Raw genomic sequence first — 15,097 nt, forward strand, 5'->3', positions numbered from 1 at the left:
ACACACCGGCCGGCGCATGCCGCCGCTCGCCGGCGCCACCCGCCGGCCGGTGTAGGGCCGCCTCAAAGACCCCGGCGGGCCCGCCACCGGGCATGGTGCCAGAGGTGGGCCAGGGCAACCACGGCCCGGTTCGAGGACGGATAGCAGTACTTGCCGCTCTCCACGACGCCCCGCACCGCGGGATTGTCGGGCGAGCTGATCGACAGCTCGGTGGCCGTGAGGATCGGCTTGCCCAGCTCGTCGGCCAGCGCGCCGGCCGTGGTCGTGTACCGGTGGTCCTGACGCTCATGGAAGCTCACGATGCGATCGAGACCGTGGTCGGGGTAGAAGGGCCCCTCCCGCTCGAGCTTGCCCTGGTTCCCCTGGATGCCCATCCCGAGCAGGATCACGGCGTCGACGTCGTCGTGGCGGGCCACGGTCGACAGCACCGAGGGGACGGTGTCCTTGGTCTCACCACCCGCGAGATCGATGGGGTTGTTGCGACTCCAGCGGGGCGGGAGCTCGGCGTCGAGATCGCGCAGTAGGTCCGCAGACAGCGTCATCAGGTCGAGGTCGGTACGGGCGATGGCATCGGCGGTGACAACGCCCCAACCACCCGCCGTCGACAGCACCGCCACCTTCGGGCCCTTGGGGAGCGGCTGGGTGGCGAAGGTGGCCGCGGCCTCGTAGGCCTCCTCGATCGTGGCCGCCCGCACGGCCCCCGCCTGCCGGCACATGCCGTCGAAGACCCGGTCATCGGTGGCCAGCGAACCCGTGTGGCTCGCCGCGGCCCGGGCACCGCCGGCGGTGGCCCCGCCCTTCACCAGGACCACGGGAATCTGCTCGCACACCGCGCGAAGGCGTTCGAAGAAGCGGCGACCGTCGCTGACCCCCTCGACGTAGGCCAGCGCCACATCGGTAGCGGGATCCTCGGCGTAGAACTCGAGGACGTCCGCCACCCCCACCTGTGCTGCGTTCCCGGCCGAGACCGCGCGGCTCACGCCCACACCGCTGTGGATGGCGTAGTTCATGAACGAGGAGACGAAGTTGCCGGACTGGCTCACGATCCCGATGCGGCCGGGAGGTGGATACGGCGCCACGATCTGCGCACACATCGACACCGGGGTGGACACCACGCCCTGCCCGTTGGGCCCCACGAGCAACAGGCCCAGCTCGTCGGCCAGCGTGACCAGCTCGTCCTGGAGGGCCCGGCCCTCCTCCCCCGCCTCGCCGTAGCCCGCGGAGGCGATGAACGCGGCCTTGATGCCCTTGCTGGCCGCGGTGCGCAGCACCTCGGAGTTGGATGCCGCGGGCGTGCACACGAAGACCAGGTCGGCTTCCCCCGCAGGCACATCCTCCAGCGAGGGCAGGGTGGGCCGGCCGAGCACCGCTGAGCCCTCGCGATTGGTGGCGAAGACCTTGCCCCGATAGCCGCAGGCCAGCAGGTTGTGCAGCGCCACGAAGCCGAACTTGCCAGGGTGGGTCGAGGCCCCCGCCACCACCACCCCTCGGGGCTCGAAGAGCGCCAGGAACTGCTCGGTGGTCGCCATCAGGCCTGTACCTCGACGAGCGCGTCGACCGCGATCGGCTCACCGCCGACGATGAGCACGGGGTTGAGGTCCGCCGACACGATCTCGGGGTGGACCACCGCGGCCCGCGACAGCGCGAGCAGCACGTCGGCCAACCGCGACCGGTCGACGGGAGGCTCGCCCCGGAAGGCGCGCAGCAGGTTCTGGGTCGTGAGGTCGTCGATCATCTCCTCTGCGTCTTCCCGCTCGATGGGCACCAGCCGGATGGTCGCGTCGGCGATGGCCTCTGCCAGCACGCCGCCGACACCCAGCATCACCGTCATGCCGAAGTGGGGGTCGCGAGCCAGCCCCGCGATCAGCTCGCGGGTGGCGCGCAACATCGGTGCGACCAGCAGCTCCACCTCGCCGTCGGCAGGAGTCGCCGCCGCCAGCAGCTCGCCGGCCGCTCGACGGACCGCTGCTTCATCGGCCAGGTTCAGCCGGACCAGGTTCCGTTCAGTCTTGTGGGCGATGCGGTCGCCATTGAGCTTGACCACCGCGGGGAAGCCGATGTCGATCGCGGCGGCGACCGCGGCGTCCGGGTCGGCGACGACCCGTTCCTCCGGGAAGGGGACACCGAAGCGCGCCAGCAGCGCTTTCGAGCGGGCTTCCGAGAGGGTGCGGCTGATGGGTGGTTCGTGCGGCGCGCGACCACCGGCTGAGGCTGGCGGCATGGGTGCGTACCCTAGCGAGCCATGGGATGGGCGATCCGCGGGCTGATCGAGGGCTTCTACGGGCCGCCCTGGTCGTGGGACGAGCGGCTCGACGTGATGGCGTGGTGCCACCAGCGAGGCATGACCCACTACCTCTACGCCCCCAAGGACGATCCCCTCCATCGGGAGCGCTGGCGCGAGCGGTATCCGGCGGAGGCCCTGGCCGGGTTCGAACGCCTCCTCGAAGCGGGCACGCTCCAGGTCGGGTTCGCGCTGAGCCCCGGCCTGTCGATCGACTACGCATCGGCCGAGGACCGGGCCGCCCTGCTGGAGAAACTCGTGCAACTCACGGCAGTCGGCGTGCGGTTGGTCTGCCTGGCCCTCGACGACATCCCACCCCGTCCCGGGCTGGGAGACGAGCATGCCGGGCTCACGCGGTGGTTGCGGGAGGAGCTCGACGCTGACGTCGCCCTCGTGCTGGTGCCCACCGAGTACACCGGCAGCACGTCCACCCCGTACCTGGATGCGCTCGCCACGGGGGTCCCCGTCGAGGTCCCGATCGCCTGGACGGGCGCCACCGTGGTGTGCGACGAGATCACCGCCGGCGACGCGCAGGCCCGAGCCGCGACCCTCGGTGACCGGCCGCCACTCGTCTGGGACAACTACCCGGTGAACGACGCGCTGATGGCCGATCGGCTGTTCCTCGGGCCGCTCCGCGGCCGAGACCCGGCACTTTCGAGTGCCTGTGCGGGGTACCTCGCCAACCCGATGGTCCAGCCGCTCGCCTCGAAGCTCCCCTTGTCGTCGGTGGCGGCGTTCCTGCGGGGCGATGACCCGGCCGCGGCGTGGGAGCAGGACGCGGCTGCGCTGGGGATCCGGGGATTCGCGGCGGCGTGCGACGGGGTGGAGCCCTGGCAGCTCACCCGGGCGGTCGTGAGCTCGTTCGGACCAGCACGGCAGGAGGCGATGGCCCGGCTACGGGCCTGGATCGACGAGGCGGTCGACGTGGACGCGGTGGCCGACGAGAAGCTGCTGACGGAGATCACCCCGTGGCTCACCCAGCTGCGCGCCGAGCGCGAAGTGGTGCGGATCGCACTGCGAGTGCTCGCCGCGCTCGACGCCGGCGACCTGGCGAAGGCCACCGACCAGGGGCTGGCCCTCCTCTATCTCTGGCCACCCCTGCGCCGGGCGGCGCATTCGGTGATGGGCCCGCGCTGCAGCGTCCGCCCGGTGCTGGGACAGTGGGCCGACGGCACGTGGCGCTACGGCGCCGGCAGTGTGCTGGAGGACCGGAACGCCACCGACTCGCTCGTGCGCTTCGCGCTGGCGTCGCTCGCCGAGGCGGGCTGAAGGGCCAGGCGGCGGCTCACGGCTCGAGCGCAGCCCGCATGAACGCCCTCAGGTGCTCTAGGCGCTGCTGGAGCACCTCGGGGGCCATCGGATCCCGGCCGAGCAGACCCTCGATGAAGGGCCGGTCACCGAAGTAGCTCAACAGCGCGCCATACCCGGTCAGGAGGAGCTGCTCGGGGTCGAACCGGCGGAAGGTGCCGGCATCCATCTCCCGCTCGAAGTACCCCACCGCCCGTTCGAACAGGGGCCTGAGCATGACCCCGAGGTCCACCCCCAGCCGTTCCCCACCGTCGAGCGCCTCCCGCCTCACGATTCGGACGAACTCCGGGTTGGCGACGAAGAACCGGAAACCCGCGGTCAGCACCTGGTCGACCCGGGCCCAACCCGTGAGCGCGTCGTGCGCAGGACCGGTGGCCTCGTCCACCCGGGCCATCCACTCGCTCAGAGCGTCCTCGAAGACCTGGCGGTAGATGGCATCCTTCGACGGGAAGTGGTGCAGCACACTGGAGCGGCGGATGCCGACGGCCTCCGCGATGTCGTTGAGCGAGGTGCCGTCGTAGCCGTGCTCTGCGAAGCAGTGCCGGGCGGCGAGCAGGATCGAGTCCCGCGTCGATGTCGTGGATTCCTCGACCGCCACGCTGCCAGGGTAGTGACCGGTGGGCGGCGGAGCCGCTTCCGTGTACCGGATCGCACGGATAGCTTGCGCCCGTGCACATCCTCGCCGCCCTCTTCATCGACGGGATCGACGTCCGGCAGGTCCCCGGGCCCTCCACCCGTCTCGACCTCACCGGCGTGGGCTTCTCCGCCCCGGCACCCGCTGCGCTCCCGGTGACCATCGAGCCCCACCTGGTGGTGATCGTGCACTGCCCGCCGGACCATCGGGGCACCGCGGCGCTCGAGGTCGTGTACCGGCGCGACGGCGAACCGGTGGCGCGCAACGTCCAACCCCTCGAGGTCGAACCGGGACGGTTCACCTACCGGCTCGTACGGGCGGAGCTCACCTTCGAGGCCTTCGGGACGGTGGACGCGCATTGCCGCATCGACCTCGGCCCAGCGACGGTGGTGCCCTTCACCCTCCTCCCGCCGGTGGGCTGACCGCCCGCCGGAGCGGGCCCTCGCGCCGCGGCGGACCCGGCGTCGGAGCGGCGGGGTGCCCTTGGCTAGGGTGGCCGCAGCCATCGGAGGGAGGGACCGTGACCGACGCCGAGCTCCAGCAGCGAAGCATCAACGTGATCCGCGGGCTGGCGATGGACGCGCCCCAAGCCGCGAACTCCGGCCATCCGGGCACGGCGATGGCGCTGGCACCGCTGGCGTACACCCTCTGGGCGCGGGTCATGCGCTACGACGCCGCGGCACCTGATTGGCCCAACCGTGATCGCTTCATCCTGTCGGCCGGCCACGCGTCGATCCTGCTGTACTCGATGCTCTACCTCACCGGCCACGGGCTACAGCTCGACGACATCGAGGCGTTCCGGCAGTGGGGCTCACGCACTCCGGGTCATCCGGAGGTCCACCACACGCCCGGGGTGGAGGTCACGACCGGCCCCCTGGGTCAGGGCTTCGCGAACGCGGTCGGGATGGCCCTGGCCGAGCACATGTTGCGTGCCCGGTTCGGCGAGCAGCTCTTCGATCACCACACCTTCGTCATCGCCAGCGACGGCGACCTCGAAGAGGGCATCAGCCACGAGGCGGCCTCGCTGGCCGGGCACCTCGGCCTGGGCAAGCTGGTCGTGGTCTACGACGACAACCACATCAGCATCGACGGGCCGACCGAGCTGGCCTTCTCCGACGACACGGCGGCGCGGTTCGCCGCCTACGGCTGGCACGTCGACCGCATCGGCGAGGTGGCCAACGACGTCGACACCTTGGAGGCCGCGCTGCGGCGAGCCATGGTGGTGGAGGATCGGCCGTCCCTGGTGATCCTGCGCAGCCACATCGGCTACCCCTCACCCACCTACACCGACACCGCGCACGCCCACGGCAGCCCGCTCGGCGAGGAGGAGGTGCGGGCCACCAAGGAGATCCTCGGGCTGCCGCCGGGCGAGCGCTTCTGGGTGCCCGACGACGTGCTCGCCCACCTCCGCCAGGCCGGTCGGCGTGGCCGCACCGAGCGGGAGTCCTGGGAGCAGACCTGGTCCAGCTGGCCGGAGCACCGGGAGGAGATCGAGGCCTGTCTGCAGGGCCGGGGCCTTCCCGGGTGGGAGGCCAAGCTGCCGACCTGGCAGCCCGGCGAGAAGGTGGCCACCCGCAACGCGGGCAAGGCGTGCATCGACGCGGTCCTCGACGTCGTCCCCGGCCTCGTGGGGGGCGGCGCGGACCTCACCGGGAACACCGGCACCGAGATGCCGCCCGAGGCCGGGACCTTCTCCCGCACCAACCGCGCCGGGCGCCAGATCCACTTCGGGGTCCGCGAGCACGGGATGGGGGGGATCATGAACGGCATGGCCCTCCACGGCGGGCTGATCCCCGTGGGGGGCACCTTCTTCGTCTTCAGCGACTACATGCGCCCCTCCGTCCGCCTCGCCGCGCTCTCGCGGGCCAAGGTGATCTACTCCTGGTCCCATGACTCGGTGGGACTCGGCGAGGACGGCCCCACCCACCAGCCGATCGAGCAGCTGGCGGCGATGCGGGCGATGCCCGGGCTGCGGGTGATCCGGCCCGCGGACGCCAACGAGACCGCCATGGCCTACCGGGTGGCCATCGAAAGCGACGGTCCGACCGCGCTGATCCTCAGCCGGCAGAACCTTCCGGTCCTTGATGGCACCGCGGGCAACGCGGGGGTGGCGAAGGGCGCGTACGTGCTGCGCGACGTCGACGACCCGGCCGTGATCCTCATCGGCACGGGGAGCGAGGTGGCCGTCGCGCTGGCCGCGGCCGACCAGCTCCAGGCCGGCGGGATCGCCACTCGGGTGGTCTCCATGCCCTCGTGGGACCTGTTCGCAGCTCAGCCGGTCGCCTACCGCCAGCAGGTACTCCCTCCAGGGCTGCCGAAGGTGTCCGTGGAAGCGGCGTCCACCTTCGGGTGGGAGCGCTACGCCGACCGTTCCGTGGGCATCGACTCCTTCGGAGCCAGCGCCCCCGGGCCGGTGGTCCTGGAGCAGCTCGGCATCACCCCGGAGCAGGTCGCGGCGGCGGCCCGGGAGCTACTCGGCCGCACCGATCCGGTGGGCGAGGATCAGCGGGCGAGGTGACGGCGAGCCGGGCGCACACGGGGCAGACTGGCAACGGCCACCGGCGGAGGCGGGTCCCGAGGAAGGAAGCGACGTGAGCACGAGACTGCAGCAGCTCCATGATGAGCAGGGTCAGAGCCCGTGGCTCGACAACCTCAAGCGCGGCTGGATCACCAGCGGCGAGCTCGAGCGGTGGGTCGAGCGGGGCGTGCGCGGGATCACCTCGAATCCGAGCATCTTCCAGAAGGCGATCGAGAGCTCCGACGCCTACGACGTCCAGTACCGGGAGCTGATCGAGAGCGGCGCATCGGTCGAGAGCAGCTACTGGGATCTCGTCACCGATGACATCCGGCGGGCGCTGGCGATCCTCCGACCGGTCTACGACGCCAGCGACGGCGTCGACGGCTTCGTCTCCGTGGAGGTTGACCCCGGCCTGGCCCGAGACACGGCCGCCACCATCGAGGCCGCTCGCCACCTCCACACGACGATCGCGCAACCCAACCTCTACGTGAAGATCCCGGGGACCGCGGAGGGCCTTCCCGCCATCCGGCAGATGATCGCCGAGGGTCGCAACATCAACGTCACCCTGCTGTTCTCGGTCGACCGCTACGCGGAGGTCATCGAGGCATACCTCTCGGGCCTCGAGGCCTGTGACGGCGACCTCTCCCGGGTGTCCTCGGTGGCGTCGTTCTTCGTCAGCCGGGTGGACACCGAGACCGACCGCCGCCTGGAGGCCATCGGCTCACCCGAGGCGCTCGCGCTGCGAGGAAAGGTCGCGGTCGCCAACGCGAAGCTGGCCTACGAGCGCTTCGTCGCCGCATTCTCCGGTCCCCGGTGGGAGGCACTGGCCGCTCGGGGCGCCCGACCGCAACGCCCGTTGTGGGCGTCGACCTCGACCAAGAACCCGGCGTACTCCGACGTGCTCTACGTCGACGAGCTCATCGGGCCCGGCACGGTCAACACCATGCCGGACCAGACCCTCGAGGCATTCCTCGACCACGGCACGGTGCGGCGGACCATCGACGAGGACCTGGCCGGCGCACACGCCACGATGGCCACCCTGGCGGAGGTCGGGGTCGATCTCGCCGACGTCGCCCGCACCCTCGAGGACGAGGGTGTGGCCGCGTTCAGCAAGTCCTTCGAGGAGCTGATCGCCACGCTCGAGGGCAAAGCCCGGACGTTCACTCGCTGAAGACCACGGAGCGGAACGACGAGTCACCATGAACAACGATTCCCTCTACGTGGTCGACGACGTCCCGGGCGAGTTCGCCGAACGGGTCATCGAGGCGTTCCATGCCCGGCCCGGCGAGACGTTCTCGATCGCCCTCTCCGGCGGTGAGACCGCGCGGCGTTGCTACGAGCGCCTGGCAGCCGTCGGCGACATGCAGATCGACTGGTGGAAGGTCGACGTGTACTGGGGTGACGAGCGGTGCGTCCCTCTCGACGACGAGGCGTCCAACTACCGCCTGGCGCGCGAAGCCCTCCTCGATCGGGTCGGCGCGGCCAACGCCACCTACCCCATGCGTTGCGACGAGGGACCCGACCCGTACCAGTTGCGGGTCGGTGAGCTCGGCCGGTTCGACCTCGTGCATCTCGGGCTGGGCCCGGATGGCCACACGGCCTCGCTGTTCCCCGGCTCGCCCGCACTCGAGGCCGACCCCGGGCGGCTGGTGGCGATGAACGACGATCCCTCCGGTCGCAACCCCCATCGACGCATGACCCTGACCTACGCGGGCATCGCCCGCGCTCGACTCGTCCTCTTCACGGTGGAGGGCGAGGGCAAGCGCGACGCCCTCCACCGGGTCATGTCGGGCGATCCGACCGCACCGGCGAGCGCCGTGCGGGCGGAGCGGGTGGTGTGGCTCGCGGACCGTGCAGCCGCTGGCGACCTGACGGGTGACTGACCCGATGGTCTGCGGAGGTCTCCTGGCGCCGAGCTGCCAGTAGTGTCACCCGTCATGACCGATGAGCTTCTCCGTCTCCCTCTCGGCGAGCTCATGCGTCGGGCCCGAGCGGTTCGCGATGCCACCACCGGGACCAGGCTCACCTACTCCCCGAAGGTGTTCATCCCCCTGACGATGCTCTGCCGCGACCGTTGCGGCTACTGCACGTTCGCGCAGCCTCCGGCACGGCTCGACCGGCCCTATCTCGATCCCGCGGAGGTTCTGCGCATCGCGCGGGCCGGGGCCCGGGTCGGCTGCCACGAGGCCCTGTTCACCCTCGGCGAGCGACCCGAGGAGCGCTATCCGGTGGCACGCGACTGGCTCCACCAGCACGGCTACGACTCGACCGTGGCGTACCTGGCGGCGATGTGCGAGCTGGTCGTGGAGGAGGTGGGGCTGCTCCCCCATGCCAACGCCGGGGCGCTGTTCCCCGATGAGCTGGCGCTGCTGCGGCGGGTCGCTCCCTCGCAGGGGATGATGATCGAGTCCCTCAACCCGTCGCTCACGTGCCATCGCGGGGCACCGGACAAAGATCCGCAGCGACGCTTGGCGACCCTCGAGGCGGCCGGGGCGCTGGCCATCCCGTTCACGACGGGCATCCTCGTTGGCATCGGGGAATCGCGCTCGGACCGCCTCGTAGCCCTGCGAGCCATCGCCGATGCGCACCTCCGGCACGGTCACGTGCAGGAGGTGATCGTCCAGAACTTCCTGCCCAAGCCCGGCACCGCCATGCAGGCCGCGCCCGCCTGCCCCACGGAGGAGTACCTCGAGGCCATCGCCCTGGCCCGCCTCGTCCTGCCCCCCGACGTGCGGGTCCAGGCACCTCCCAACCTCTCCGACGATCTCGGCGCCCTGATCGATGCCGGCATCGACGACTGGGGCGGGGTCTCGCCGGTCACCGCGGACCACGTCAACCCGGAGCGACCCTGGCCTGCGCTCGATCAGCTGCGCCGGGCCACCGAAGATCGTGGGTTCACCCTCGCGCCCCGCCTCACCGTGCACCCCCGCTTCGTGGCCGATCCCGAGCCGTGGTTGGACGAGCGGCTCCGGTTCGCGGTCCTCGACCGCTCCGACGCCGAAGGGCTCGCTCGCGACGATCCGGGCTCCCTCTACGTGCAACGCATCGCCCCCGCACAGCCTGAGCAGGTCGACGACGGGGTGGAGGTGGTGCACCTCGGCGAGCGCAGCACCGCCTGGTGCGCGGGCGCCAGCCTCGCTCCCCCGCTGCTCCTGCCCGGCGCCCCGGCGGCCCGTGGTGCCCTCGGCGAGGTCCTCGCCGGGGTGCTGCTCGGCCAGGAGGTCGGCGTCGAGGAGATCGTGACGTTGTTCTCAGCCCGAGGGCGCGAGGTGGTGGCGGTGGCCGAGGTCGCCGATCAGCTCAGGCAGGACGCCGTGGGCGAGACGGTGACGTTCGTGCGCAACCGGAACATCAACTACACGAACGTGTGCACGTTCAAGTGCCGGTTCTGCGGCTTCTCCAAGGGACCCCTCTCCCTCAACCTCCGGGGGACGCCATACCTGCTCACCCTGGACGACATCGCGGCCCGGGCGGCCGAAGCCCAGGCACTCGGCGCGACCGAGATCTGCCTGCAGGGCGGCATCCACCCCGACTTCGACGGCGAGTACTACCTCGAGGTGACCAAGGCGGTGGCGGCTGCCGCCCCGGGGATCCACATCCACGGCTTCACCGCCCTCGAGGTCACCGAGGGGGCCCGGCGTCTCGGGGAGCCGCTGCCCGCCTACCTGCGCCGCCTGAAGGAGGCCGGGTTGTGCACGCTCCCGGGAACCGCTGCAGAGATCCTCGACGACGAGATCCGGGACGTCATCTGCCCCGACAAGGTCACCACGGACGAGTGGCTCGACGCCCACCGTGCGGCCCATGAGGTCGGCCTGCGCTCGAACGTGACGATCATGTTCGGCACGATCGAGAAGCCGCTGCACTGGGCGCGCCACCTGGTGCGAACCCGGGCTCTGCAACAGGAGACCGGTGGGTTCACCGAGTTCGTCCCCCTCCCGTTCGTCCACATGGCTGCCCCGCTCTACCTGCAACGCCGGTCGCGGCGGGGGCCGACGTTCCGGGAGGCGCTGCTCATGCACGCCGTCGGCCGGATCGCCTACCGCGGAGCCATCGACAACGTGCAGGTCTCCTGGGTGAAGCTCGGTCCGGCCGGGGCGGCACAGGCGTTGCAGGCCGGCGCCAACGACCTGGGCGGCACGCTCATGAACGAGAACATCTCCCGCGCCGCCGGCGCGACGCACGGGCAGGGCATGGAGGAGGAGCAGTTCCGGGCCCTGGTGGAACCGCTGGGCCGCCCGCTGGAACCACGCACCACCGTGTACGGGCGCGTGGCGGTGGCCTGAGGTGGCACGACGCGCCCCCTACCGCACCGGTGACCCCTCGCTCGACGCACGCATCGCGGAGCTGCTCGAGGAGGCGGGGATCAGCCGCGACGAAGACCTGGTGTTCGAGATGCTGGTGTCGGCCCTGCGCATCGGCCGGGAATCGGCCAGCCGCGGCGACCTCAAGCTGGTGAATGCCGCGCTCAAGGAGCTGCGGTATTCCTTTCTCGTCTTCGAACCGTATGCCTCGGTCCCCAAGGTGTCGATCTTCGGCTCGGCCCGCATCCGCAGGGATGACCCGGCTTACGAGGTGGCCATGCGGTTCGGCCGTCAGATGGCCGAACAGGACTGGATGGTCATCACCGGAGCCGGGCCGGGGATCATGGAGGCCGGCATCGAGGGCGCGGGGGCCGAGCGGGCATTCGGCGTGAACATCCTGCTGCCTTTCGAGAACGAGCCGACCGCCCTGCTCGCCGGGGATCCCAAGCTCATCAACTACCGGTACTTCTTCACGCGCAAGCTCACCTTCATGAAGGAGTCGAAGGCGTTCGCGCTGCTCCCCGGTGGTTTCGGCACCCTGGACGAGGCGTTCGAGTTGCTCACCCTCATGCAGACGGGACGCTCGCCCATCTGCCCCGTGGTGCTGATCGCCCCCGAGGGTTCGACCTACTGGCAGACGTGGCTGCAGTTCATCGAGAACGAGCTACTGGGCCCCAGAGCGCTGATCGGCCCGGACGATCTCTGCCTGGTCCGGGTGTGCAGCACCGTCGAGGATGCGGTGGCGGAGATCACCCACTTCTACTCCCGCTACCACTCGATGCGGGTCGTGGGACGCCGGCTGGTGGTGCGGCTCAGGACACCGGTCGACGAGCGTGAGCTGGCCGAGCTCAACGAGCAGTTCGCCGACATCGTGGTCTCGGGGAAGATCGAAGCCGTCGAGGCCTCACCCGCCGAACGGGAGGATGGCGACGTCCCGGACCTGCCACGGATCGCCTTCCAGTTCAACCGGGTCAACTATGCGCGCCTCCGGCGGCTGATCGATGCGCTCAACGGCCCGCGTAGCTGATCGGTTCGGGCATGGCACTCAATCGCCGTCGTCAGGCTCTCGCAGGATCGCGGCCGCCTTCTCGACCGCGCGACGGGCGCGGGTGAGCCGCCGCTCGTCGACCGGCAGCTCCGTGCCGCCGGCGTCGACGCACTCGCGGAGCCGTTCGATCGCCAGGTCCGCCAGCTCCTCGGCGATGACCTCCAGCCGTCCCCGGATGTCGTCGAACTCGCCGGCCATGGCGCATTCCTAGCGCGTCGCGGCCGGCCCGGCGAGGGGTAACCTCACCGTTGCCCTCGAGCCCGACCTGGAGCGTGATGAGCACCCGAGACATCCACGAATGGTTGTCGTTCGAGTACGCCGGCGAGACGTACCTGTTCGACCTGACCTTCCTGGGGAGCTCCTGGTCGTGCATCTACGGCCGGGGGTGCCCGGGCATCGACGAGGCCCCGGCACCCCAGCTGAGCCTCGGTTGCTGCTCGCACGGCGCCTACTTCACGGACAAGGCCGACCGAAAGCGCACCAAGCAGCTCATCGCCGCGCTGGGGGAGGACGAATGGCAGTACAAGGCGGTCGCGGAGGAGCTCGGCGGGGCGATCTACAAGAACGAGGAGGGGGACTGGGTCACACGGGTCGTGGACGGTGCGTGCATCATGCAGAACCGGGTGGGCTTCGAGGGCGGGGCCGGTTGTGCGCTGCACCTCGCGGCCGTGAACCGGGGCGAACGCTTCATCGACTGGAAGCCCACCGTGTGCTGGCAAGCTCCCCTCCGCCTCGATTACCACGTCGACGACAACGACCACCTGACGAAGATCCTGCGCGAATGGAAGCGCCGGGACTGGGGCGAGGGAGGCTTCGACTTCCACTGGTGGTGCACCGACGACCCACTCGCGTTCACCGGCCGCGAGCCCGTCTACGTCACTCTCCGGGACGAGATCATCGAGATGGTCGGCGAGGAGCCCTACGCCCGACTGGCCGAGCATCTCGAGCGGCAGGAAGACCGCCTGCTCCCGCATCCAGCACTCAAGAAGCGAGCCTGACCGCCGACAGGTGACGAGCATGCACCAATTCACGTCTGAGGAGCTCGAGCGGGCCGCCGAGGAGGCGGGGATGATCTTCCCCCCCTACGTGCTCGACCAGTTGGTCGCGGCGATCGACGCCGGCAAGCACGTGATCCTCACGGGGCCCCCGGGGACCGGCAAGACCACCCTGGCGTACCTGGCCGCCGACGTGGCCCGCCGAGCCATGTTCTGCACTGGCTACCTGCCCACCACAGCCACCAGTGAATGGACGACCTTCGAGACCATCGGTGGCCTGCAGCCCACGCCGGACGGGTTGATCTACCGGCCCGGGTTGTTCGTGGAGGCCATCGAGAGCGGCCGGTGGCTCGTGATCGACGAGCTCAACCGGTCGAACTTCGACCGGGCATTCGGTCAGCTCTTCACCGTGCTGTCCGGTTCGGCCGTGGTGCTGCCCTTCAAGCGCAAGGGCCAACCCGATCCGATCTCCCTCGTGCCCTCAGGCGAGGAGCCACCGGAGAAGACCGATGTGATCCGGGTCCCGGCCAACTGGCGGATCATCGCCACGATGAACGTGTTCGACAAGAACCTGCTGTTCGACATGAGCTACGCGCTCATGCGCCGGTTCGCGTTCATCGAGGTGGGCACCCCCGACGACCAGGCGTACGAGAAGCTGCTGGCCGGCCCTGGCGAGATCGTGACCAAGCTCCTGCCCCTGCGTCGTTTCCAGGACCTCGGTCCCGCCGTGTACCTCGACGCCGCCAAGTACGCGGCCCGCCGCGCCAAGGACGGCCCGACCGAGTCGCGACTCATCTACGAGGTCTTCTACGCGTACTTCCTCCCTCAGTTCGAGGGCATGGAGGACCGCCGGGCCACGACCCTGTACCGCACGGTCGCGCAGCACATGGATCCACCCGAGCAGGCCGAGGTCCAACGCACGATCGGTGAGGTCCTCGGGGTCGAGCTGGCAGTCTGATCGCGATCCGATGGCGCCACCGGTCGAGATCGAGCCCACGAGCCCGGTGGTCGACGACCCCGTCGCCGGAGCCTTCGACCGGCTCTGGGAGCGCCTGGCCCGTCCCTTCGAGGTGGTGGGGACGGTCGCGGCGCTGGTCGGGCTCTCCCCCGCGGTCGTGGCACAGCTCGTGGGGGTGGTCGTGGCCACCTCCGAGGAGGCCGAGCATCTACTCGATCAGTTCCCGGTGACGGTTCGGTCGCTGGCGACCTCCATCCACACCAACGCGGAGCGCTGCATCGGGCAGTTGCGCGGCCCGGTCCTGTGGAGCGAGACCATGTCTGCCCGGGCCTCGAGCTTCGGCGACCCGGACCTGTTCGTGTGCTCGGCCCCCTCCCGCGCGTACGACATCGATGAGAACCAGGTCCTCGTGGCCGCGCTGGTCGAGGTTCGCGAAGCGGCGAAGTACGCGAGTGAGAGCGTCGGCGATCGCGGAGCTGACGATCCCCTCATCCGAGCCGCCCGACGGAACGGGCAGGATGCCTCCCGGTTCATCGAACATCCCTCGTTGCAGCGGGTGAGCCGCAGCCGCCCCAGGGCGCGAGCATTGAAGCGCACCCGGTCGGGCAAGCATCGCAAGACGTACGGGCCCGCGCTGGCCATGCTGGACCGGGCCATGAACCCCCTCGGCCGCGACGACGTGCGCACCTGGTGCGACGAGCGCACGCGGATGCAGCACTACGCGCTGATGGGCCTGGTGGACCGGCTGGAGCGCGGGGGTCGCCGGTTGCCCGACTTCCGGGCCGAGCGTGGCGCGCTCTACGCGGGCCCGGTCCAGTACTACCACCCCCGCGGCCTCGGGGCGAGCGGGCAGCTCTCCGGCATCGTCGTCGGTCAACTCCTCGTCGACGTCCCGATGCGCCTGCACGACCCTGATCGAGATCGGGCCGAGGCCCAGCTCAAGGCCCGGGCCGGAGGTCGCCGATCGATGGTCATCATGGAAGAGGACGACCTCGATCGAGCGATCGAGGTCGCCATCGACCTGGCCCGCCGGGGCCGCTGAGCCCCCGAGCGG

14 protein-coding genes are annotated in these 15,097 nt (G+C 70.4%); 10 read left to right on the top strand and 4 right to left on the bottom strand.

Annotated elements, in window-relative coordinates:
• Positions 1-62: 62 nt before the first annotated feature.
• Both HZF19_RS09910 and HZF19_RS09915 read right to left on the bottom strand, forming a co-directional pair.
• Positions 63-1,529, bottom strand: a complete 1,467-nt coding sequence (locus tag HZF19_RS09910) for a CoA-binding protein (RefSeq protein WP_208028609.1) — start codon at positions 1,527-1,529, stop codon at positions 63-65.
• Positions 1,529-2,221: an acetate--CoA ligase family protein gene (locus tag HZF19_RS09915; RefSeq protein ID WP_208028610.1), complete on the bottom strand. Its 693-nt coding sequence runs from the start codon at positions 2,219-2,221 to the stop codon at positions 1,529-1,531. The genes HZF19_RS09910 and HZF19_RS09915 overlap by 1 nt, the downstream gene beginning before the upstream one ends.
• A gap of 21 nt (positions 2,222-2,242) precedes the next feature.
• Here HZF19_RS09915 and HZF19_RS09920 point away from each other — a divergent pair, with 21 nt between their 5' ends.
• On the top strand, positions 2,243-3,550 hold the full coding sequence (locus HZF19_RS09920) for a beta-N-acetylglucosaminidase domain-containing protein (RefSeq protein ID WP_208028611.1): 1,308 nt from the start codon (positions 2,243-2,245) through the stop codon (positions 3,548-3,550).
• Between the two features lie 16 nt (positions 3,551-3,566).
• On the opposite strand, the gene HZF19_RS09925 is transcribed toward HZF19_RS09920, so the two are convergent.
• Positions 3,567-4,187 (bottom strand): TetR/AcrR family transcriptional regulator, encoded by a 621-nt coding sequence (locus tag HZF19_RS09925; protein WP_208028612.1) that lies wholly within the window; start codon positions 4,185-4,187, stop codon positions 3,567-3,569.
• Between the two features lie 71 nt (positions 4,188-4,258).
• Between HZF19_RS09925 and HZF19_RS09930 the strand changes: the two genes are divergently transcribed.
• The 6 genes from HZF19_RS09930 to HZF19_RS09955 all read left to right on the top strand — a co-directional run bounded on the left by HZF19_RS09930 (position 4,259) and on the right by HZF19_RS09955 (position 12,069).
• Complete coding sequence (locus HZF19_RS09930) at positions 4,259-4,645, top strand: hypothetical protein (protein WP_208028613.1); 387 nt, start codon at positions 4,259-4,261, stop codon at positions 4,643-4,645.
• A gap of 98 nt (positions 4,646-4,743) precedes the next feature.
• A complete protein-coding gene (gene tkt, locus HZF19_RS09935) occupies positions 4,744-6,741 on the top strand; it encodes a transketolase (protein WP_208028614.1) in 1,998 nt (665 codons plus the stop codon).
• 73 nt (positions 6,742-6,814) lie between these two features.
• On the top strand, positions 6,815-7,912 hold the full coding sequence (gene tal / locus HZF19_RS09940) for a transaldolase (protein ID WP_208028615.1): 1,098 nt from the start codon (positions 6,815-6,817) through the stop codon (positions 7,910-7,912).
• Positions 7,913-7,940: 28 nt separating this feature from the next.
• The gene (gene pgl / locus HZF19_RS09945; RefSeq protein ID WP_208028616.1) at positions 7,941-8,624 is read left to right on the top strand and encodes a 6-phosphogluconolactonase; all 684 of its coding nucleotides are present in this window, start codon (positions 7,941-7,943) and stop codon (positions 8,622-8,624) included.
• Positions 8,625-8,678: 54 nt separating this feature from the next.
• A complete protein-coding gene (gene cofH / locus HZF19_RS09950) occupies positions 8,679-11,024 on the top strand; it encodes a 5-amino-6-(D-ribitylamino)uracil--L-tyrosine 4-hydroxyphenyl transferase CofH (protein ID WP_208028617.1) in 2,346 nt (781 codons plus the stop codon).
• 1 nt (position 11,025) lies between these two features.
• Positions 11,026-12,069, top strand: coding sequence for an LOG family protein (locus HZF19_RS09955; RefSeq protein ID WP_208028618.1), 1,044 nt, complete (start codon positions 11,026-11,028; stop codon positions 12,067-12,069).
• Between the two features lie 18 nt (positions 12,070-12,087).
• On the opposite strand, the gene HZF19_RS09960 is transcribed toward HZF19_RS09955, so the two are convergent.
• Complete coding sequence (locus tag HZF19_RS09960; RefSeq protein ID WP_208028619.1) at positions 12,088-12,288, bottom strand: hypothetical protein; 201 nt, start codon at positions 12,286-12,288, stop codon at positions 12,088-12,090.
• 77 nt (positions 12,289-12,365) lie between these two features.
• Here HZF19_RS09960 and HZF19_RS09965 point away from each other — a divergent pair, with 77 nt between their 5' ends.
• From HZF19_RS09965 to HZF19_RS09975, 3 genes are read left to right on the top strand one after another with little or no spacing between them, the layout of a single operon-like run.
• Positions 12,366-13,088, top strand: a complete 723-nt coding sequence (locus tag HZF19_RS09965; protein ID WP_208028620.1) for a DUF3109 family protein — start codon at positions 12,366-12,368, stop codon at positions 13,086-13,088.
• 19 nt (positions 13,089-13,107) lie between these two features.
• Positions 13,108-14,043, top strand: coding sequence for an AAA family ATPase (locus tag HZF19_RS09970; RefSeq protein ID WP_208028621.1), 936 nt, complete (start codon positions 13,108-13,110; stop codon positions 14,041-14,043).
• Between the two features lie 10 nt (positions 14,044-14,053).
• The gene (locus tag HZF19_RS09975; protein WP_208028622.1) at positions 14,054-15,085 is read left to right on the top strand and encodes a hypothetical protein; all 1,032 of its coding nucleotides are present in this window, start codon (positions 14,054-14,056) and stop codon (positions 15,083-15,085) included.
• Positions 15,086-15,097: the final 12 nt, after the last annotated feature.

Origin of the sequence: Rhabdothermincola sediminis (assembly GCF_014805525.1) — a bacterium.
Classification (GTDB): Bacteria; Actinomycetota; Acidimicrobiia; order Acidimicrobiales; family Acidimicrobilacustridaceae; genus Rhabdothermincola; species Rhabdothermincola sediminis.

Coding starts and splice junctions, on each gene's coding strand:
- HZF19_RS09910 (WP_208028609.1), bottom strand. CDS start 1,529: ATGGCGACCACCGAGCAGTTCCTGGCGCTCTTCGAGCCCCGAGGGGTG.
- HZF19_RS09915 (WP_208028610.1), bottom strand. CDS start 2,221: ATGCCGCCAGCCTCAGCCGGTGGTCGCGCGCCGCACGAACCACCCATC.
- HZF19_RS09920 (WP_208028611.1), top strand. CDS start 2,243: ATGGGATGGGCGATCCGCGGGCTGATCGAGGGCTTCTACGGGCCGCCC.
- pgl (WP_208028616.1), top strand. CDS start 7,941: ATGAACAACGATTCCCTCTACGTGGTCGACGACGTCCCGGGCGAGTTC.
- cofH (WP_208028617.1), top strand. CDS start 8,679: ATGACCGATGAGCTTCTCCGTCTCCCTCTCGGCGAGCTCATGCGTCGG.
- HZF19_RS09960 (WP_208028619.1), bottom strand. CDS start 12,288: ATGGCCGGCGAGTTCGACGACATCCGGGGACGGCTGGAGGTCATCGCC.
- HZF19_RS09965 (WP_208028620.1), top strand. CDS start 12,366: ATGAGCACCCGAGACATCCACGAATGGTTGTCGTTCGAGTACGCCGGC.
- HZF19_RS09970 (WP_208028621.1), top strand. CDS start 13,108: ATGCACCAATTCACGTCTGAGGAGCTCGAGCGGGCCGCCGAGGAGGCG.
- HZF19_RS09975 (WP_208028622.1), top strand. CDS start 14,054: ATGGCGCCACCGGTCGAGATCGAGCCCACGAGCCCGGTGGTCGACGAC.